16 protein-coding genes are annotated in these 20,302 nt (G+C 57.7%); 8 read left to right on the top strand and 8 right to left on the bottom strand.

All coding sequences use genetic code 11. The features are described 5' to 3' along the window. Positions 1–392 precede the first annotated feature (392 nt). From HWX89_RS07290 to HWX89_RS07260, 7 genes are all read left to right on the top strand, one after another. Entirely contained in the window at positions 393–2,009 is a 1,617-nt protein-coding gene (locus HWX89_RS07290; RefSeq protein ID WP_138792147.1) for an ABC transporter substrate-binding protein, read from the top strand. A gap of 77 nt (positions 2,010–2,086) precedes the next feature. After that, on the top strand, positions 2,087–3,040 hold the full coding sequence (locus tag HWX89_RS07285; protein ID WP_138792148.1) for an ABC transporter permease: 954 nt from the start codon (positions 2,087–2,089) through the stop codon (positions 3,038–3,040). 2 nt (positions 3,041–3,042) lie between these two features. Continuing rightward, the gene (locus HWX89_RS07280; RefSeq protein WP_138792149.1) at positions 3,043–3,933 is read left to right on the top strand and encodes an ABC transporter permease; all 891 of its coding nucleotides are present in this window, start codon (positions 3,043–3,045) and stop codon (positions 3,931–3,933) included. Continuing rightward, a complete protein-coding gene (locus HWX89_RS07275; protein WP_138792150.1) occupies positions 3,930–4,991 on the top strand; it encodes an ABC transporter ATP-binding protein in 1,062 nt (353 codons plus the stop codon). The genes HWX89_RS07280 and HWX89_RS07275 overlap by 4 nt, the downstream gene beginning before the upstream one ends. A gap of 3 nt (positions 4,992–4,994) precedes the next feature. Further along, positions 4,995–5,960, top strand: a complete 966-nt coding sequence (locus HWX89_RS07270) for an ABC transporter ATP-binding protein (RefSeq protein ID WP_138792151.1) — start codon at positions 4,995–4,997, stop codon at positions 5,958–5,960. Between the two features lie 45 nt (positions 5,961–6,005). Beyond that, entirely contained in the window at positions 6,006–6,683 is a 678-nt protein-coding gene (locus HWX89_RS07265) for an aspartate/glutamate racemase family protein (RefSeq protein WP_138792273.1), read from the top strand. 103 nt (positions 6,684–6,786) lie between these two features. Beyond that, the gene (locus HWX89_RS07260; protein ID WP_138792152.1) at positions 6,787–7,626 is read left to right on the top strand and encodes a MurR/RpiR family transcriptional regulator; all 840 of its coding nucleotides are present in this window, start codon (positions 6,787–6,789) and stop codon (positions 7,624–7,626) included. Between the two features lie 84 nt (positions 7,627–7,710). On the opposite strand, the gene HWX89_RS07255 is transcribed toward HWX89_RS07260, so the two are convergent. The 7 genes from HWX89_RS07255 to HWX89_RS07225 all read right to left on the bottom strand — a co-directional run bounded on the left by HWX89_RS07255 (position 7,711) and on the right by HWX89_RS07225 (position 18,067). Beyond that, entirely contained in the window at positions 7,711–8,892 is a 1,182-nt protein-coding gene (locus HWX89_RS07255; RefSeq protein WP_138792153.1) for a M20 aminoacylase family protein, read from the bottom strand. 15 nt (positions 8,893–8,907) lie between these two features. Then, positions 8,908–9,732, bottom strand: coding sequence for an ABC transporter ATP-binding protein (locus tag HWX89_RS07250; protein ID WP_138792154.1), 825 nt, complete (start codon positions 9,730–9,732; stop codon positions 8,908–8,910). Continuing rightward, positions 9,732–10,616, bottom strand: coding sequence for an ABC transporter ATP-binding protein (locus HWX89_RS07245; protein ID WP_138792155.1), 885 nt, complete (start codon positions 10,614–10,616; stop codon positions 9,732–9,734). The genes HWX89_RS07250 and HWX89_RS07245 overlap by 1 nt, the downstream gene beginning before the upstream one ends. Before the next feature lie 9 nt (positions 10,617–10,625). Next, entirely contained in the window at positions 10,626–11,522 is an 897-nt protein-coding gene (locus tag HWX89_RS07240; RefSeq protein WP_138792156.1) for an ABC transporter permease, read from the bottom strand. Continuing rightward, positions 11,519–12,526, bottom strand: coding sequence for an ABC transporter permease (locus HWX89_RS07235; RefSeq protein ID WP_138792157.1), 1,008 nt, complete (start codon positions 12,524–12,526; stop codon positions 11,519–11,521). The genes HWX89_RS07240 and HWX89_RS07235 overlap by 4 nt, the downstream gene beginning before the upstream one ends. A gap of 54 nt (positions 12,527–12,580) precedes the next feature. Further along, positions 12,581–14,137: an ABC transporter substrate-binding protein gene (locus HWX89_RS07230; protein ID WP_138792158.1), complete on the bottom strand. Its 1,557-nt coding sequence runs from the start codon at positions 14,135–14,137 to the stop codon at positions 12,581–12,583. Between the two features lie 69 nt (positions 14,138–14,206). Then, positions 14,207–18,067 (bottom strand): hydantoinase B/oxoprolinase family protein, encoded by a 3,861-nt coding sequence (locus HWX89_RS07225; protein WP_138792159.1) that lies wholly within the window; start codon positions 18,065–18,067, stop codon positions 14,207–14,209. 236 nt (positions 18,068–18,303) lie between these two features. On the opposite strand from HWX89_RS07225, the gene HWX89_RS07220 reads away from it, so the two are divergent. After that, the gene (locus HWX89_RS07220; RefSeq protein ID WP_138792160.1) at positions 18,304–19,041 is read left to right on the top strand and encodes an IclR family transcriptional regulator; all 738 of its coding nucleotides are present in this window, start codon (positions 18,304–18,306) and stop codon (positions 19,039–19,041) included. Here HWX89_RS07220 and HWX89_RS07215 read toward each other — a convergent pair whose 3' ends face one another. Further along, on the bottom strand, positions 19,042–20,118 hold the full coding sequence (locus tag HWX89_RS07215) for a LacI family DNA-binding transcriptional regulator (RefSeq protein WP_138792161.1): 1,077 nt from the start codon (positions 20,116–20,118) through the stop codon (positions 19,042–19,044). Positions 20,119–20,302 lie beyond the last annotated feature (184 nt).

Here is a 20,302-nt window from a genome sequence, read left to right as displayed (position 1 = left end):
CTGGCACTTCTGTCGTGACGCACCCGATTTCGGGAATGTTCGCAATATAGTGAAAACGGATGAGGCTTCGGTGTCGCCATCAGAACAGCCTGCGGCGTTTATCCATGCCAGTCTGTTGTCCGGTGTGAGGTTTAAAGCAACGTGCGACATCGCAATGGCTGCTTGTTTCGGCAAATGCTTGTTGCGCAGCTTAGATTTTCATCAACTTGTTATATTGCGCAATTGCGCGCCATTTATCGAAATTCTCTATTAACATAATGATAATCAACATGAAATTATAGTTTCATACAAACTGGCATGAAATCTGCATCCTCTTTTTCGACTGGGCAGGGGCCCAGGGGCAAACAAAAAGAGGGAACAGCATGATGCAGATATCCGGGAAGACGCCTCCTATGCTCAAAGGTCTTCGGATGGCAGCGCTGGCGGGCGCCGCCATGGTCTCGCTGATGGCCGGACATGTGTCTGAAGCCCTGGCGGCCGGGACGCTTCGTATCGGCATGACCGCCTCCGACATACCGCTCACCACCGGCCAGACCGACCAGGGTGGCGAAGGCCAGCGCTTCATGGGGTACACGCTCTATAACGCCTTGATCGAATGGGACCTTTCGAGCGCAGACAAGCCGTCTGCCTTGATACCGGCGCTTGCGACCTCGTGGGACGTCGATCAGTCTGACAAGACCAAGTGGACGTTCAAACTGCGTGATGGCGTCAAATTTCATGACGGCAGCACATTCGATGCCGCAGCAGTTGTCTGGAACCTCGACAAGCTGTTGGTGACTGACGCGCCGCAGTTCGACAAGCGTCAGTCGGCACAGGGCAAGTCCCGTATTCCAGCGGTTGCCTCCTACAAGGTCATCGATCCGCTGACGGTTGAAATCGTCACCAAGACCCCGGATGCGACGCTTCCCTACCAGTTGAGTTGGGTTCTCATGTCATCGCCTGCAAACTGGGAAGCTCAGGGCAAGAACTGGGATGCCGTTGCCCAGAAGCCTTCCGGGACAGGTCCATGGAAAATGGAAAGCGGCTTTACGCCGCGTGAACGGGCTGAGTTGACCCCCAACAAGGAATATTGGGACAAGGCGCGTGTTCCGAAGCTCGACAAGCTTGTCCTTGTACCCCTTCCCGAGCCAAACACCCGCGTGGCTGCTCTGCGCTCTGGTCAGGTGGATTGGATCGAGGCGCCTGCGCCGGATTCGGTCAAGTCGCTGAAAGATGCCGGTTTCAGCATTGTCACCAATTCCTATCCACATAACTGGACGTGGCATCTCTCGCGCGTTGAGGGGTCGCCGTGGAACGATATCCGCGTTCGCAAGGCTGCCAACCTTGCCGTTGACCGCGAAGGCCTCAATGAACTGCTCGGCGGTCTTTCCGTCCCGGCCCAGGGGTATTTGCCACCTGGCCATCAGTGGTTCGGCAAGCCGACGTTCAAGCTCGAATACAATGTCGAGGAAGCCAAGAAACTGATGGCCGAAGCTGGCTACGGGCCGGACAAACCCATCACCACGAAGGTTGTTATCTCTTCCTCAGGTTCTGGCCAGATGCTGCCGCTCGCCATGAACGAATACATCCAGCAGACGCTATCGGAAATCGGCATCAACGTCGAATATGAGGTTGCCGACTGGAATACTGTGATCAACATCTGGCGCGCCGGTGCCAAAGACCCGAGCGCAAAGGGCGCCACGGCTGTCAACTACAGCTACTTCATCCAAGACCCTTTCACGGCATTGATCCGTCAGTCGCAGTGCAATCTGGCGCCACCAAATGGCACCAACTGGGGTTATTACTGTGACCAGGACATGGACGCCCTGTTCAACGAGGTACGCACCACCTTCGATGCGGCTGAGCAGGACAAGGTGCTCCAGAAGATCCACGAGAAATATGTCGATGACGCGCTTTTCTTGATGGTGACGCATGACGTCAACCCGCGCGCCATGTCCACCAAGGTCAAGGGCTTCGTTCAGGCACAGAACTGGTTCCAGGACTTTTCGACGATCTCTATCGATCCCTGATTTTTGCGCAGCGACAGGGCGAGTCATGAACCCGCCCTGTCATTTCCGATGCCCGATCTGACCCTCATGAGGACATCATGCTGCTCTACGCGCTGAAACGACTGTTGCATGTCATTCCCGTCACGATCGGCGTGAGCATTGTCTGCTTCATGCTGATCCATATTGCCCCCGGCGATCCGCTTGCCGCGATCTTGCCTTCGGATGCCTCAGCGGAAATGCAGGCACAGATGCGTGCGTTTTACGGTCTCGACCGCCCCTTGCCGGTGCAATATGCACTTTGGGTATGGCATGCGGTGCAGGGCGATCTCGGGACGTCGATTGCAACAGGCCGTCCTGTTCTCGCCGATATCATCGATGCGTCGATTAATTCGATCATTCTTGCCGTGTCCGCGGCAGTGATCGGCTTCGTTGGCGGGGCAACACTCGGGTTTCTTGCCGGTGTCTTTCGCGGTGGATGGGTTGATCGCCTGTCGTCGGGCATATCGATGCTTGGCGTCAGCGTGCCGCATTACTGGCTTGGCATGGTGCTGGTTATCACCTTTTCCGTTACGCTTGGCTGGTTGCCGGCAATGGGGGGCGGTCCGGGTGGGTCATCCGGTCGAAGCTTCAGTTGGGAATATCTCCAGTACCTCGTCCTGCCGGCAGTCACCATGTCGGTCATTCCGATGGGGATCATCGCCCGGACGATCCGTTCTCTGGTGGCAGATATTCTTGCCCAGGATTTCACCCAGGCGCTCGCGGCCAAGGGACTGATGCGAGGTCATATTCTGCGCCATGTGGTGCGCAACGCCGCGCCAACAGCGCTGTCCGTCATGGGGCTGCAACTGGGGTATCTTCTTGGTGGGTCAATCCTGATCGAGACGGTATTTTCCTGGCCCGGCACCGGTTTTCTTCTGAATGGTGCAATCTTCACCCGTGATTTGCCGATCCTGCAAGGCACCATCCTGGTGCTTGCGATGTTTTTCGTTGTCCTCAACCTTCTGGTCGACGTGTTGCAGAGCGCCATCGATCCCCGTATCCAGAGGAGCTGACCATGGTCGCCATCACCACAGCATCCGAAATTCCCGTCGAGAAAATTGCCAAGTCCCCCGGTTTCTGGAGCGGCGTTTTTAGACGTCTCTGTCGCGATCCGGTCGCGATGGCGGCGCTGGCACTTCTCGTTCTCCTGGTGCTGATCGCTATCTTCGCACCGTATCTTGCGCCGTACGACCCGGCGAAGGGCAGTGTGATCCGTCGTCTGAAACCGATTGGAATCGCGGGATACATTCTTGGAACCGACGAACTCGGCCGCGATATGCTGTCGCGTTTGATCCATGGTGCACGGTTGTCGCTGATCATGGGTGTGGTGCCGGTGCCGATCGCATTTGTGATCGGCTCGGCAATCGGCATCATTGCTGGCTACGCCGGTGGCCTGACCAACACACTCATCATGCGCACGGTCGATGTGTTCTATGCCTTTCCATCAGTGCTTCTTGCCGTTGCCCTGTCGGGAGCACTCGGGTCCGGCCTCACAAACGCGCTGGTCTCTTTGACCGTTGTGTTCATTCCGCAGATCGCGCGCGTCGCAGAAAGCGTGACAACGCAGGTACGCAAGCTGGATTACGTCGATGCGGCGCGCGCGTCGGGTGCTCCAGCCTTCACCATCATTCGCGTGCACATCCTTGGAAACGTCCTAGGCCCGATTTTTGTCTTCGCCACGAGCCTGATTTCGGTGTCGATGATCCTCGCGTCCGGCCTGTCATTCCTGGGGCTGGGTGTGCGCCCGCCTGACGCAGAATGGGGGCTTATGCTCAATACGTTGCGCACGGCGATTTATACCAATCCCTTCGTCGCGGCTCTTCCCGGCGTGATGATTTTCATCACTTCGATCTGCTTCAACCTTTTCTCAGACGGGCTGCGAACAGCCATGGACGTGAAGTCATGATCAGCATCGTAGGAAAACCGGCTTTCGAACTGCCTGTGGGTGAACGGGGCGGCCCTGCCCAACCGTTGATCTCCGCTCGCGGGCTCCTCAAACACTTCCCGGTCAAGGGCAGTGGCTTTCTCAAACCAAAAAAAGTGGTGCGCGCGGTAGATGGGGTCGATTTCGATATCCTGAAAGGAGAGACACTCGGCGTTGTCGGTGAGAGCGGTTGCGGAAAGTCGACGACGGCACGCCTTCTCATGCAACTGATCGAGCCGGACGCAGGCGAAATTCTCTTCGACGGTGAAACGGTCGGGGGTGCCTTGCCGCTTTCTGCCTATCGCCGTCAGGTGCAGATGGTTTTTCAGGATAGTTACGCCTCCCTCAATCCAAGGCTGACGATCGAGGAATCCATTGCCTTTGCTCCACAGGTTCACGGAACGCCGGCTGCAAAGGCAATCGCGACGGCTCATGACCTGCTTCACCGGGTTGGTCTCGAGCCGTCACGGTTTGCAGGGCGCTATCCGCATGAGCTTTCCGGCGGTCAGCGCCAACGCGTCAATATCGCCCGCGCTCTTGCGCTGGAGCCCCGGCTTGTCATTCTGGATGAGGCGGTCTCTGCCCTCGACAAATCGGTGGAGGCGCAGGTGCTCAACTTGCTTCTCGATCTTAAACGCGACTTCGGTCTCACCTATCTGTTCATCTCGCATGACCTCAACGTTGTCCGCTTCATGTGCGATCGGGTCATGGTCATGTATCTCGGGAAGGTGGCGGAAGTCGGCAGTCGCGACGCGATTTACGGAAATACGACACATCCCTATTCGGCGGCACTTTTGGCCTCGATGCCGAAGATGGACCCGGCCGAGCGAACCGAAGCGCCGCCGTTGACGGGCGATCCGCCGAACCCGATCGATCCACCGTCCGGTTGCCGTTTCCACACCCGGTGCAGTCTTGCGGAGGATGTCTGCCAGCGGACTTTGCCACCGTTGACCGATGTTTCCGGTGATCAGGCTGCAGCCTGTCTCATGGCGGTCCCTGGCTCCGGTCATAGCCGCGCGCCTGTAATGATGGAGGCATGACCCATGCAGAATGATGCGATGATCGATATCAAAAATCTTTCGGTGACATTTCGGCGTGGCGGAAAGGCGGTGAAGGCCGTCAACGGCGTCAGCCTGTCCGTAAAACCAGGAGAAGTGGTCGCATTGCTCGGTGAATCCGGTTCGGGCAAGAGCGTGACGATGCGCTCGTTGTTGCGGCTTCATCCCAAGGGAACCTTGATCGAAGGTGGCATGACAGTCGATGGACGTGATGTCTTGGGGCTCTCCAACCGTGCGCTTGCCGATTTGCGAGGGGCTGTGGTCTCGATGGTTTTTCAGGAGCCTCGTCTTGCACTTGATCCCGTCTACACGGTGGGTCGGCAGATAGAGGAGACCATCATGCGGCATGAAAAGGTGTCCCGCAGTGCGGCTGCAGAAAGGGCGCTCGCGCTGTTCCAGAAGGTCCGTATCCCCTCGCCAGAGCGGCGTCTTGCCAATTATCCTCACGAAATGTCAGGAGGTATGCTTCAGCGTGCCATGATCGCGATGGCGCTTGCGTGCAATCCGAAAGTTCTGTTGGCCGACGAGCCGACGACAGCACTGGACGCGACAGTGCAGATCCAGATCCTGCTGCTTATTCGTGAGCTCCAACGCGAATATGGCCTGTCCGTCATCTTCGTGACCCACGATATTGGCGTGGCGGCTGAAGTGGCAGATCGTATTGCTGTCATGTATGCGGGCCGTATCGTGGAGGAGGGGGTGGTTGGCGATATCATCCGTAACCCGCGCCATCCCTATACAAAAGGCCTGCTTGGCGCGCGTGTCGAACTCGCCGATGGACGTGATCGACTGATCACCATTCCTGGGGCACCACCCGATCTGGCCGCCATGTCGCCGGGGTGTGCTTTCGCACCGCGCTGTACACAGGTCACGGATCTCTGCCGCACGCAGGTTCCGCCACTGGCGCCACTTTCCGGCGGGGCGGGTGTCGCATGTCTTTTCCCGAATTGATAAAACTAGATAGGGCGGGTGACCCCTCGTGGTCTCGCAGGAATGATGAAACGCATAGGACTGATCAACCCGAATACGTCACATGTCACCACGACGATGATGACCAACATCGCCCGTAGCTATCTGCCGGCGAGCCTTGAAATCGAGGGGATGACGGCAGGACGTGGCGTGCCGATGATCCTCAACGATGCCCAATTGGCTGCCGCCGCCGATGGCGTCGTGGAGATGGGGCTTGAATTGGCAGCCCGTAGCGACGGCTTTATCGTCTGCGCGTTCGGCGATCCAGGGTTGGAGCGTCTTGCGGCCGTAACCGGTCTGCCGTCGGTCGGGATCTGCCAGGCCAGCATGATGGAGGCTTCAGCCGGTGGGCGACGGTTCGGGATCGCCACCGTGACGCCCGACCTTGTCGAGAGTTTTGCCGCCAAGGCGCAGACATTCGGCTTTGCGTCGCTCTTTACCGGCACCCGATTGACGAAGGGAGATCCGCAGCGGCTCGCATCAGATCCTCAGGCTTTACACGCGGCGCTTGAAATCGCGGCTCGGGAATGTTTCGAAAAGGACGGTGCCGATGTGGTTATCATCGGTGGCGGGCCGCTCGGCCAGGCGGCCGATGATCTGCAACGCGCTCTCTCTGCACCCATTATCGCACCGATCCGTTCGGCGGTGGAACGGCTTGTTAAGGCGTTGGAAATGGAAAGCCACGCATCGACCTTGCAACTGTGACGGATATCCGGCGTTGTCGACCTTGCACCCCGCTGCTTTTTCTGTTGCAAGCCGTGTGACGGCGGCTGAAGCTTGCCGTGTTGAGAATTTGCCGGAGTATCCCGTGCCAAAGGAAAGATCGTTTCTGTTTCGCGTCAGGCAAGCTCTGCCGGAGCTTCATCCCGCCGAAAAGCGGATTGGAGAGTTCGTCTGCGATTTTCCTGGTGAACTCGCCAGCTACTCGGCGCAGGAGCTTGCGGCCCTTGCACATGTTTCCAAGGCAACGGTGACCCGTTTCATCAAGCGGCTTGGATATGAGAACTACGAAGAGGCAAGGCGCCACGCCCGAGCGGAAAAGCAGACGGGCTCCCGGCTCTTTCTGGCGAGCGCTGCCGATGTCGGGGCAGAGCAATCGATAAAGGCGCACGTCGCACAGGCTGTAGCCAATCTCGAAGCCACGTTTCTTGCTGTTACGGAAAGCCAGATCGACGCTGCCGTCAACGCAATGCTGCATGCACGCAAGGTGTGGGTCGTCGGTTTCCGGAGCAGCCACCCCTTTGCAGCCTATCTCCAATGGCAACTCACACAGGTTATCGAAAGCATTGCCGTTATTCCCGGCGCCGGACAAACCATGGGCGAGCATCTGGTCAGCATCGCTGAAAATGATGTCGTGGTTTTCTTCGGCCTGCGCCGCAGAACCACTCAGTCACATGCGATCATTGAACAGGTTCGGCGATCAAAAGCACAGCTTCTGTATATCACCGACGAAGGCGCTCCGTTCGAAACCAATGCTGCCTGGCATTTCCAGTGCCAGACATTGGCACCGGGACCTTTATTCAATCACACGGCGGTGATGGCGCTCTGCCATCTCCTCATCACGCGCTGCCTCGAAAGGGCGGGCACAGAGGGGCGGACCCGCCTTCGCAGCATAGAGGCACTGAACGAAACGCTGGACGAGCTGTAGAGCGAACATTGCACGCGATCTTCTTTCGCGTGCAGCGGTATCGATTTTTCTCTTTTGACTACGACGCTTGGAATCCGGCCTTGATCAGGCGGTGGCTCCATCAAGCCGCTTACCGACGAGCGACAGCCAGTAGCGGATGCCATGAGCGATTGCGTCGTCGTTGAAGTCGTAGGCAGGATTGTGCAGATCGGCGCTGTCGCCATTGCCAAGCCATATGAATGCGCCCGGCCGCTTTTCCAGCATGTAGGAAAAATCTTCAGAGCCCATAGTTGCCGGCCAATTGGTATCGACTTTGTCGGCACCCGCGACGGCGCTTGCTGCCGCTGCGGCAATTTTCGTTTTTTCGGGATCGTTGACCGTTACCGGATAACCCGGCCGCCAGTCGATAACTGCTTCCGAACCAAAAGATTTTGCAGTGCTCTCGACAACGTCGCGGAAACGCTCCTCCACCATTTTTCGGGTTTCCGGATTCATGGTCCTGATGGTGCCGCCGATTCTGATCGACGCGGGGATGACGTTGAGTGCTCCCGCATTGCCACCTTCCATGAAGGTGATCGAGACAACGACGGGATCGAAAGGATTGGTAAAGCGTGATGCGATTGCCTGCAACGCAACGATCATCTGTGCGCCAGCCAAAACCGGATCATGTGACAGGTGCGGATAAGCCGCGTGTCCACCCTTGCCGTTGATCGTGATGACAAAACGATCGCCCCCGGCCATCATCGGGCCGCTTCGGATGGCAAATGAACCGACATCGAGACCCGGCTCATTATGCATGCCGTAGACTTCCTCGATGCCGAAGCGTTCCAGAATGCCTTCTTCGATCATGACCCTTGCTCCAGCGCCGCCTTCTTCAGCAGGCTGGAAGATCAGCACGGCCTTGCCGGCGAAGTCGCGGCTTTCTGCCAGTTGCTTGGCCGTGGCCAGCAGCATGGCCGTGTGGCCGTCATGGCCGCAGGCGTGCATCATGTTTTCGACTTTGGATGCGTATGGCAGGTTCGTCTGTTCCGACATGGGCAGGGCGTCCATGTCCGAGCGCAGTGCGATCGTGCGGCCTGGTCCCCTGTTACCATTGATAACAGCTACCACGCCTGTCTTGGCGATGCCGCTCACCACCTCGTCGCAACCGAATTCCTTCAGCTTTTCAGTGACCAGTGCTGCTGTCTTCGGCAGATCGAAAAGCAGTTCCGGATGCTGGTGGATGGTCCGACGCCAGGTCTTGGCTTCATCGGCAAGTGCGGCGAGTGACAGGGCGTCGATGGTCATGCTTGCTCCAGGGTTTTATGCGGACACAGCTTTGCGGAAGGGAGAGCGATCCGGATCAGGGTCTGGCATCGCGTCGATCAGCAGGCGTGTATAGTCGTTCTTCGGTCTGTCGAAGATATCCTCAACCGGGCCGCTTTCAACCAGCTTTCCACGATAGATGACAGCAACGTCATCACAGATGTATCTGATGACGCCGAGATCGTGACTTATGAAGAAGTATGTGAGGCCGAGTTCGTCCTGCAACCTGTGCAGAAGGTTCAAAACATCAGCCTGGACCGAGACGTCGAGTGCCGAGGTCGGTTCGTCAAGAATCAGGAATTCCGGTTTGACGGCAAGTGCGCGGGCAATACCGATACGCTGGCGCTGGCCGCCCGAAAATTCATGCGGATATCGGAAAAGATGTTCCTCGCGCAGTCCCACCTGCAGCAACAGTTCCAGTACGCGTTCGGTTTGCTGGCGCGATGACATAGGGACGATGTCACGATGGATAACCAGCGGCTCGGCGACGATGTCATGGACCGTCATACGTGGGTCCAGCGAGGCGTAGGGGTCCTGGAAGACAATCTGTAGCCGGGCCCGCAGGCGCCGCATCTCGGTTGGATTGAGTTTGCTGATGTCTGCACCGTCATAGAGGATATTGCCGGATGTCAGCGTTTCGAGCCGCAGGATGCAACGCGTCAAAGTCGTCTTGCCGGAGCCGGACTCGCCAACGAGCCCGAAGCTCTTGCCTTTCTCTACCCGCAGATTGATATCATCGAGGGCGCGAAAACCCTCTGTGCGCCCGAACAGGCCCTTGCGCTGGCCGGGGAAAATTTTTGAGACGTTTTTGATCTCAAGCATTATTGAACCTCCGGCATGACGCCGCCAAGGCCGCGAAGTTCACCGCGTTTGGTCTGGGCTGTTGGGATCGCGTTGAGGAGGGCCTTTGTATAGGCATGGGCTGGTTTTTTCAAAACGTCCATCACGGTGCCGCGTTCGAGAATGCGACCGCGATACATCACGGCGACATGCGAACAGACTTGCGCCACCACACCGAGATTGTGGGTAATCATCAGCACGCCGATGTTCCATTCGGCTACCAGGTCGTGGATAAGCTTCAGGATCTGGGCTTGTACCGACACGTCGAGCGCGGTGGTTGGCTCGTCGGCAATCAGTAGGTCCGGCTTTCCGATCATGGCCATGGCGATCAGGACGCGCTGACGCATGCCGCCGGAAAACTGATGGGGGTAATCATGGATGCGTTCGGCTGCCTTGGGAATGCCGACCTTGTCCAGCATTTCCACGGCCACACGTCTCGCGGCCTTCTTGCGATCGCCTGACGAGGCGCCGGGCTCGAGACCGAGGACCGTCGGGTCGGCGTGGCCGGCATGAATGGCGACATCGACCAATTGCGTTCCTATGCGAAAGACGGGATTAAGGTTTGTCGTCGGATCCTGAAATATCATGCCGATCTTGCGCCCGCGCAACGAACGCATTTCTTTCTCGTTGGCCTTGAGCATGTCGCGGCCTTCAAATTCGATTGATCCGGCGAGATAGCGGCCGGTCGCGGGCGGAATGAGACGCGAAACGGAAAGGCCCGTCAGCGATTTGCCGGAGCCGGTTTCCCCGACCATCCCCCATATTTCTCCGCGCTCGACCTTGAGATCGATGCCATGCAGGATTTGTGTTTCACCTTCGAAGCTGCGCATCGCCAGATTAAGGTTTTTGATATCGAGCAAAGTCATGTCGTCACCTTACCGTCGCGCCTTGGGGTCCATGACGTCGCGTAGACCGTCGCCAAGCAGGTTGAAGGCAAGCACCGCCAGGAAAATGGCGCAGCCAGGAAAAACGGCCGTCCACCAGTAGTCCGGCATGTCCGCGCGGGCGACGGAGAGGAGCGTGCCCCATTCCGGTGTCGGCGCCCTGACGCCGATGCCGACGAAACCGAGCGAGGCAACAGTCAGCACCGCGAAGCCCATGTCGAGTGAGGCTTTCACAATGATCGGTGACATGATGTTGGGCAGGATATGGCGGCCGAGAATGCGCGGCCATCCCGCACCCAGTGCCTTTGCTGCTGTGATGAACTGCTCTTCCTTCTTGCCGATAACTTCGCCTCGGACGAGACGCGCATAGGCCGGCCACCACGTGATTGCGATGGCAATGATCATATTGGTCACCCCGGTGCCCAGCGCTGCAGCAACGGCCATGGCCAGGATGAGGCTCGGGATAGTCAGCAAGAGGTCGGTGAAACGCATCAGGATTTCATCGATCCAACCACCGAAATACCCGGCGACTGCACCGATGACGCCACCCACGACGATAGCGATGACGACCACCGCAAGGCCGGAGAAGAGAGAAACCTGGGAGCCTACAAGGACGAGCGAGAACACATCCTGTCCGAGTGCGTTGGTGCCGAACCAGTGTTCTGCACCTGGCGCCATGAAACGCGCGGAGGTGTTAGTCCCTCCCGCCACATGTTCAGGATGGGGAACGATGAAAGGTGCAAACAGCGCAATGAAAATCAGGGCCACGACGATGGCGAGGCCAATGACGGAAAGCCAGCTTTGCCGAAAGCGATAAAATGCTCTGGACCAGTTTTCCAGCCGTGCTGAGTGGTCGCGCTTGGGAAGGGTTGAGGACGTTATGGTCATGTGTAGCGGACCCTCGGATTGAATACGCCGTAGAGCAGGTCGACGATGAGCATCGAGACGAGATAGATCATGGCGATCACCAGAGTTACGCCAATTACCGGCATGAAGTCCTGAGACAGGATCGCCTGTGTTGCGTAAAGGCCAAGCCCTGGCCAGTCGAAGACGGTCTCGACAAGGACGGTGCCACCGAGCAGCCAGGAGACGTAAAGGCCAATCACCGTCAACGTCGACGTCATCGCGTTCTTCAGCACGTATTTGAACAGGATTTTGCGGTTGGAAATGCCGAGCGCCCGTTCTGTCATCACGAAATCCTGCTGCAGCACCTCGATCGTTGAGGCACGCATCATGCGCATAATGGTCGCAAGCGGGGAAAGCGACATCGCAAAGGCGGGTAGGGCGAGGTGATGAAGAGCAATTGACAGCGAGTACCAGTCGCCGGCCAGAATGGAATCGATGGTATAAAAACCGGTTGGTCCTTCAGGTGGAATTTCAATCAGCGGAAAGCGACCGGAAAGCGGCAGAATGTCCAGCCAGGAGACAAACATTAACTGCAGAAGAAGGCCGAGGAAGAAGCGCGGCATGGCAATGCCGCCCAGAGCGACCGTACGGGTCAGGTAGTCGACGACGCCATTGCGATAGACTGCGGCTGCAAGGCCGAGCGGAATGCCGAGTACGATGGCAATCAGCATGGCGCTTGCAACGAGTTCCAACGTCGCCGGCAGAAACGTCATGATATCTTCAAAGACCGGACGACGAGTGAAGATGGATACGCCCCAGTCACCGTGAACCAGGCCTGTCGCGTAGTCCCAGTATTGCAGTAGCAGAGACTTATCCAGTCCGAACTCCTGACGAACGCTTTCGATCACGTCAGGCGTGGCGTTGGGGCCAGCCGCAAGAGCAACAGGGTCGCCAGGCAACAGACGGGCGATAGCGAAAACGATCACAGTCAACCCGATCAGCATCGGGATCAGCAAAACAAGACGTCTCAGGGTATAAAGGATCATGGGCGCTTCCGGTGGTCAGAAGAGGGACGCCGCAACAGGCGCCCCTTTAAATCATCAGTCGAGCGACAGTGGCAGAAGCTCAATGGCGTTGGCGGCAACCGGCGTGAAGACGAAGTTTTTCACATTGGCGCCGAAGCCGAGCTTGCGCTTTTCCAGGACGCCAAAGATGTCGGGGGCGTCTTCAACGACAAGCTGCTGGAACTGCCTGTAGAGATCGGCGCGCTTGGTCTCATCGGTCTCGACGCGGGCTGCTTCGATCAGCTTGTCGACCTGCTCGTTCTTGTAGACGGGGTTTTGCCACTGGCCGTTGCGCGAGGAGTGATAGGCGGCAAAGGCAACGTTATCAGGATCGGCATAGTTGGCCGTCTGGAACAGGCACATGAAGCTCGGCATGGTATCGGGCGACTGGGCGGCTGCAACCGTGTCCGGCCAGGTAGCCGGGCGAATGTCCAGTTCGATGTTCAGCGCCTTCAGTGCTTCCAGCAAAAGCAGTGACCAGCGGCGCTGGTTTTCGTAGCCGGTTGCATGCATAACGGAGAGCTTGAAACCACCGTCCTTATATTCCGATTTGGCGAGGTATTCCTTCGCCTTGTCCATGTCGTGACGATAGACCTCAAGATTTACGTCGTGGCCGAAAATGCCTGTCGGAAGTGGGCCGACCATCAGTTCGGCGGGGCCTGCGGCATCCAGCATGCTCTGGTAGTTGAAGGCGAAGGAGATTGCCTTGCGCAGGTTCTTGTCTGCGAGCGGCCCTTTGGCCGTGTTCATCTTGATCGAGAACGTGCGATATTCCGGCTCGATAACGCTGACTACGGCTGGGTTGTCTTTCAGGGCGTCCATGTCTTCAGAGTAAAGCTCCAGCGCGATATGGGCTTCCCTGCGCTGCAGCATCATGCGTTCGGTGGAGGCTTCGCGGACGATCTTCCAGATCGCGCCTTCGAGATTGCCACCACCCTTGTGCCAGTCGTCCTTGACACGAACGAATTCGTAGAGATTACCTGGAGCAACACGGCCCATCTTGAACGGACCCGAGCCTGCGGTGTTCTGCATCAGGTAGGCCTGACCGTCATCGTTACCGATATTGGCATCGACGATTGCCGGATTGACGACGAACATCCACGGCAGAACCTGGAGGAACGGGGCAAATGGGGCCTTCAGATCGAAGGCAACGGTGTTGGCATCGACTGCCTTGACACTGTCCGCATCGACGATACCTGCGATCATCCATGACGGGCCGCGCTTCAGCTTGACGATGCGCTTGAAGGAATAGACGACAGCTTCGGCGGTCACGGGCGTGCCATCCTGGAATCTGGCATCGGGATCGAGCTTGAATTCGTAGCGCTTCTGATCGTCCGAAACCGTCCAACTCGTGGCGAGACCCGGCTCGATTTTCGGTGGGGTGCCGACGACGCGCACAAGGGCATCGTAGGTGTTGCGGAAAAGCATGGCAGGCGCATAGCCGGTGGCGACATGCGGATCGAAGTTCGGAATGTCGACACTGCTCGCCATGATCAGGATTTTGCGGCCGGCGGCGAAGCTATCAAGCGGCATTGAGGCGAGTGCTGCAGCTGAGACGGCAGTGCTCAGGAAGTTGCGTCGGGTCATTTTCATGCGAATGATCTCCTGGATTTTTTTTAAAGTGCCGGCCATCTCCCCTTAAGATGACCGGTTGGTTCGTTTTCAGACTGCAGTGCCGGGTTTCTTGCGTTCTCCCTGACGAGCGGTGCGGCCGTAAATACGATCGGCCGTATCTGCGCTGACATAGCCCTGCTTGACGTCGTCATCGAGCTTGTCGAGGTCGCGGTTCATCGGGTCGCCGTAACCGGAGCCTCCCGCAAGCGTCAGTTCGACCACTGTATTCGTATCGATCAGATCGACGATTGCACCGGTGCCGCAGTCCTGCAGCAATTCGCCGCTGGATTTCGCGAGGATCTTGCCGGTTGCAGTCTTGCCCGGCTTGCCGCCAAACAGCCCTTCGACCGGCAGGTCGACACCCTCGGGTGAAACGATTGCTTTGATCGGATGACCCTCGCTGTTGCGACGCGAGATGCGAACCCGCACACCAAGTCCGCCACGGTTCTCACCCGCGCCGCCGCTGTCCGTCATCAGGCTCTTTTCCCAGATGACGATGGGTGAACGTGTCTCGAACATTTCAAGCGATGAGGTCGCTGCGGATGTCGGCCACAGAAGTGAAGACTTGCCGTCCTTGGTCTGTGATGCTCCCTGGCCGCCGCCAAGTAGCAATAGTTCGTAGAAGAGAGCGCCCGTCTCCATCGACTTGCCATAGAAGCTCATCAGGCTAGGCAGGCCAGAGAAGGACTGCGCCGTATCAGGTGCGGCGTCAGACAGGGCCCGGAACACGTTCGGAGCGAGATACCAGCCCGTGCGTGTTCTCAGCGACACCGGGGCGGGCTTTTCGCAGTTCAGGATCGATCCCTTCGGCGCCTTTACCGTGAATGGACGATAGCAGCCGGCATTGCCACGGATGCCTGGCGTCAACATGCACTTGATCGGATAGGTCGCATGCGCGGTCGTGTAGGACAGGGTGCAATTAATACCGCCCTTGACCGTCTGTGGCGGTGCTCCCTCGAAATCGAGTTCGATTTCGTCGCCCTTTACCGTAACCTTGATCGGGAAGGTCATCGTCGAGCCCATCGGATTGTTGGAAATCTCCGAATGGTAGACGCCGTCCTTCAATTTGCTGACCGCGTCGCGCATCGCCTTTTCCGAAAGTGACTGAACGACGTGCGACAGTGCCTTGAGGTCATGCATGCCGTATTCCTCCATGAAGGAACGCATGCGAGCTGAGCCGGTCTCATTGGCGGAGATGAAGGAGCGCACGTCGCCAAGAACCTGATCGCTGTCGCGAATATTGTCCGCCATCAAACGGAACAGGTCTTCGTTTTCTTCGCCCTCACGGACCAGTTTCATGGCCGGGATCTGGATGCCTTCTTCATAAAGCTCGGTCACGTTAAGGCCATCGCGGCTGCCGCCGATATCGCCTACATGGCCGACAGTTCCCATCAACGCCACAACGCGACCGCGATGGAAGACTGGCGTAACGATGGCGAGATCAAAGAGATGACCCGCGCAAAGCCATGGGTCGTTGGTGATGTAGACATCACCCGGTTTCATAGTATCTACAGGATAACGTTCGATGATCGCCTTCACGGCCATCGGCAGAGTGAGATTGAAGACCGGCATGACGCGTGCCGAATGCGCCAGCGTTTCGCCATGTGGGTCGAGAATGGCGCATCCGAAATCCTGGCTTTCGGAGATGATCAGCGAGAAAGCCGTGCGGCAAACCGTCGACCACATTTCTTCGGCGACGTTGACGAGACGGCTCCACATCACCTCCAGCGCGATTGGATCGGACTGGATGCGCTTGCTCGCTTCTTCGAGTGACATCGTCTCGTCGACGATGGTTGCACCCTTGGCGGTTTCCGCGATCCGAATTCGCAGATTGCCGGTCTCGTCCACCGTCACCTTGTCGCCCGGAGGAATGATGGTGGTGGATTCACGCTCTTCGATGATGGCCGGACCCTCGACCAGAATGCCAGGGCGCATGGAGTAGCGATCATAGATGCCTGCGTCGACAAAACCGTTTCCAAAATAGGTCTTGCGTGTGCCCTTCTTGGCGTCGGTACTGCTACCGTCAATACCGGCCTGACGGACGGTCAGATGCGGCACCGCGCCACTTGCGCGAATGCGGAAGGAGAGGATTTCGAGTTTTGCCTCCGATGGCACACGCGTGTAGCGAGCGCTGTAGACACCTTCAAAAGCCTTGCGGATTTCGGCGTAGGCGCCGGCGTCCAGTGTGCCTGCTGGAAGCGGTACGTTGATTTCGTGCAACTGACCGACGAGGCGCATGTCTGCTGAACGCTCAACCAGAATGTCTGTGTTCGCAACCCCGGCGCTGCGCAATTGTACGCGCCCGTCTTCCGAAATTTCATCGAGGATGTCGTTGAGTTTGTCCGCTTCGAGATTCTCCGACAGTCCGATCGGATGCGAACGGACGATGTCGAATGAAAGTGGCGCTGTGAGGAAGCCAAAGGCGGAAGCGGCACCACTTGCCGGTGGGATGATGACTTCGGAAACGCCGAGAATGCGCGCCACCTTGGCCGCAAAGGCCGGCCCGGCACCACCAAAGCCGATCATCGAATAGCCACGTGGGTCCTTGCCTTTTTCGACAAGGTGGATGCGGGCGGCGCTCGCCATGCTCTCGCCGACGACCTGGTGGATACCCCATGCAGCTTCGACGGCGGAGATGTTGAGAGGCTTCGCGATCGTCCCGAGTGCCTTTTCCGCGGCAACAAGATCGAGCGTCATGCGACCACCGAGAAAGAAGGACGGATCGTAATATCCGAGCGCCACGGAAGCATCTGTTACAGTCGGTTTCAGGCCGCCGCGACCGTAGCAGGCCGGGCCGGGCTCGGAGCTTGCGGAATGAGGGCCAACCTGCAGCAATCCGACGCCATCGATCGATGCAATCGAGCCACCGCCCGCGCCGATCTCGATCATGTCGACGACAGGCGATTTGATCGGCAGTCCGGAACCATTCTTAAAACGATGCTCGCGACCGGCTTCCAGATATGAGGCGATATCGATCTTGCCATCTTCGATCAGGCAGGCTTTTGCAGTCGTGCCACCCATGTCGAAGGCTATGACGTTGTCATGGCCGGCATTCTTGCCGAACCAGGCCGTTGCCAGCGCGCCGCCCGCCGGGCCGGATTCCAGTAGGCGGATCGGGAAGGCGCGGGCAGTTTCGAGTGAGACCAGGCCTCCTGCGGAATGCATAAGGCGGAAGTCGCCTGCAAAACCCATCGTTGCCAACTCGCCTTCAAAGCGACGAAGATAACGATCCATGAGCGGCTGCACATAGGCGTTGGCGCAGGTGGTGACGAAACGCTGATATTCGGAGATTTCGGCCACGACTTCGCAGGAGATCGAGATCGAAAGTTCCGGCAGCGCCTTGGCGATGATGTCACGGGCGCGGCGCTCATGGGCAGGATTACGATAGGAATGCATGAAGCAGATGGCGATTGCTTCAACGCCATCCTTTTTCAAGGTCTCGGCAGCGCGAAGGATGGCGACTTCGTCGAGCTCAAGGATCACATTGCCATCGGCGTCGATACGTTCGGACACTTCCAGACGGCGTGAACGCTCGACCAGAGGTGTTGGGAAGGCCAGCGTCAGGTCGTAGATATCGTAACGCTGTTCGGTTCCAATCTCGAGAATATCGCGGAAACCTTCGGTCGTGATCAGGCCGACAGCGGCGCCCTTGCGTTCAATGACGGCATTGGTGACCAACGTTGTACCGTGGACGATCTCGGAAAGATCTGAGATGCCGATGCCGGCAGCTTTGACCAGTTCGCCGAGACCGCCGAGGGCGCCTTGGGAAGGATCGCGGGGTGTGGTGAGGCACTTGTGCAGACGGATCGCGGTCGCGCTCTCGTCGAAAAGGATGAAGTCGGTGAAGGTTCCGCCGATATCCACGCCCGCACGCAGGCGCTTACCGGTCGTCTGGCCAGTAGCTTGCATATGTCAATCCTAGATCACGCGAGTAAGCCGGCCCATTGAGGGCAAGCCTTTTGTTCCCGAGCTGAGACCTTGGGCAAAATTCGCCTCTGCAAGCGCATGCCTCAAAATTCAGCTTCTCTTGTTGTTGGGGAATTTGTAGGCGGTGAATTTTAGGGAGTCTAGTGCTTGTTTCAAAATTGACACCGAATTCCAATAATGAAACAAATAGGTGTCCTGATTCGACGAGAGGTAGGTCTATGGGTGTTCTTGACGATACGATTGCAATCTTTGAGTGCTTCTCTTTCGAGGAGCCAGCGATCGGCCAAGCTGATCTTGCACGTCGCCTCGATCGTCCAAAGGCGACCGTGCACCGCGCTCTAAAGAGCCTCGTGGCGTCGGGTTTGCTGGAATATGATCATTCGACGCGGCTCTACTCGCCCGGAATGCGCCTGTTTGAACTTGGCCAGATCTTCCGCTCTCGCCACCATTTTCTGGATATGATCTACAAGCGGGTGAAGCAGATTTGCGATATTGGCGGGCACACCGGCTATATTACCGTATTCGATGGTGCCGACCTCATGGTGCTTCGCGTCGTGCGCGGCTCAAACCCTTTGGCGATTGCCTCGACACCCGGCTACAAGTCGTCTGCTTATGCGACCTCAAACGGTCGCGCCATGTTGGCGCTTCTGGATGATGCCGGCCTGAAAAACCGAGTGCCGGAACCGCTCCCATTCGTCTCACCGAATTCCCCGCGGGACCATGCGGAGTTGCTGGAGCGGATTGGTAAAATACGAGCGACCGGCAGATCCTATGCATCCAACGAGATTGTCGAGGGCGTGTCATCGCAGGGGGTTGCGATGCGCGACCCGGATACGATGGAGATATTCGGAGTGGCGATTTCTTACCCGGCAAGCCTCGGCAATCCGGAATTGAAGGAGAAGATCGCGGTTCTCCTGGACCAGATGCGGACAGATCTCAGCATCAGGTCGGATTGACTAGAGGGCATTCTGAACTGGCATCGGGTCCCTGATATCGTCGAGGGGGCCTTTGAGTGCGGTTCTTGGCGGAATCAATTGAGGCTCGACAATGGTGACGACCGGGTGTGCCGGTGCAGCTTCCAGTAACTCAAATCCTCGTTCGAGCATCTCGGAGATGTTCGGCTTGGCCATATAGACCGGGAAGGGGAGGAAGGAGGCGAAGGGATCGTAGTCGAAACAGCCGACGACGATATCGCTGAATGTCTCGCCATCATGTCGGCCGAGGAAGCGAAGCAGTCCCTCGAAGTTGATCGACGAATTTATGAAGAGACAGCGGGGCAAGCGGCCCTCGCGCGCGAAGAACCGCTCGAAAGCAAGTTCGGTCATGCGTGGCGAATATCCTGTGATCTCGATGTCGCCGCCGCTTTCCATTCCAAAGAAGGCAGTTTTTGCTTCATGGAAACCAGCAATACGGTCTCGGCTAGCATGGTCGTCGTGGCCGCCGAACAGCACGACATCGGCCGGGTCGAGGGCGCCGTTCTGTGCCGCATGGCGCAGGATCGCCGACGTCAATACTTCCGCTCCATTACGGTTGTCGGAAATGACCGATGATGCAAATTTGCCGGGTAGATCGATATTTACATGCGGAAGGCCGGCACGGGCGCAGACCTGGTGAACGCCATCCGGATCTGTGACACCAGCGATGAACAGCGCATCAATCGAGTAGGCGATCAACGTTTCGACAGTGCGTCGCTCTTCTTCAGGGTCGCGTCGGCCCGAAACGACCATCGGAGACAGACCGCGCAAGCGCGCCTGGGCCTCGAATGTTTGCGCCATCGAGGAGAAAAACCGGTTGTCATAGACCGGGACGAGCAGGCCAATCAGGCCGGACTTTGAACTTCTCAGTCCACGTGCCTGGAGGTTGGCAGTGTAGCGATGCGCCTTGGCGAGTGACAAAATCTTGTCCGCTGTTTCCTTGGAAATCCGACGTTTGCGCCATGAGCCATTCAAAACAGCGCTCACCGTGGATGCCGACGCGCCGGACAAAACTGACAGGTCGTAAATGGTGGCTTTTTTGGCGCTGTGGTCCGTCATCATGCTCTCCCGAATGATTCCGATTGTTAGAATATTCGTCCACTTGACGAAAGGTATCTTCGTGTTATGGTTATTGCACCATCGATTGTGCACAAAAGCAATATCGATTGTGCAGATGGTTGCTATGGGAGTGGCGAGGAGCGTCTCGAATGGGCGGGACGGGAAATTTGCGCGTGGCACCACC

Origin of the sequence: Rhizobium sp. RM (assembly GCF_013390595.1) — a bacterium.
In the GTDB taxonomy this organism is placed as follows: Bacteria; Pseudomonadota; Alphaproteobacteria; order Rhizobiales; family Rhizobiaceae; genus Agrobacterium.
Note: the sequence above shows the minus strand (reverse complement) of the source record. Positions and strands in the feature narration are given on the sequence as shown.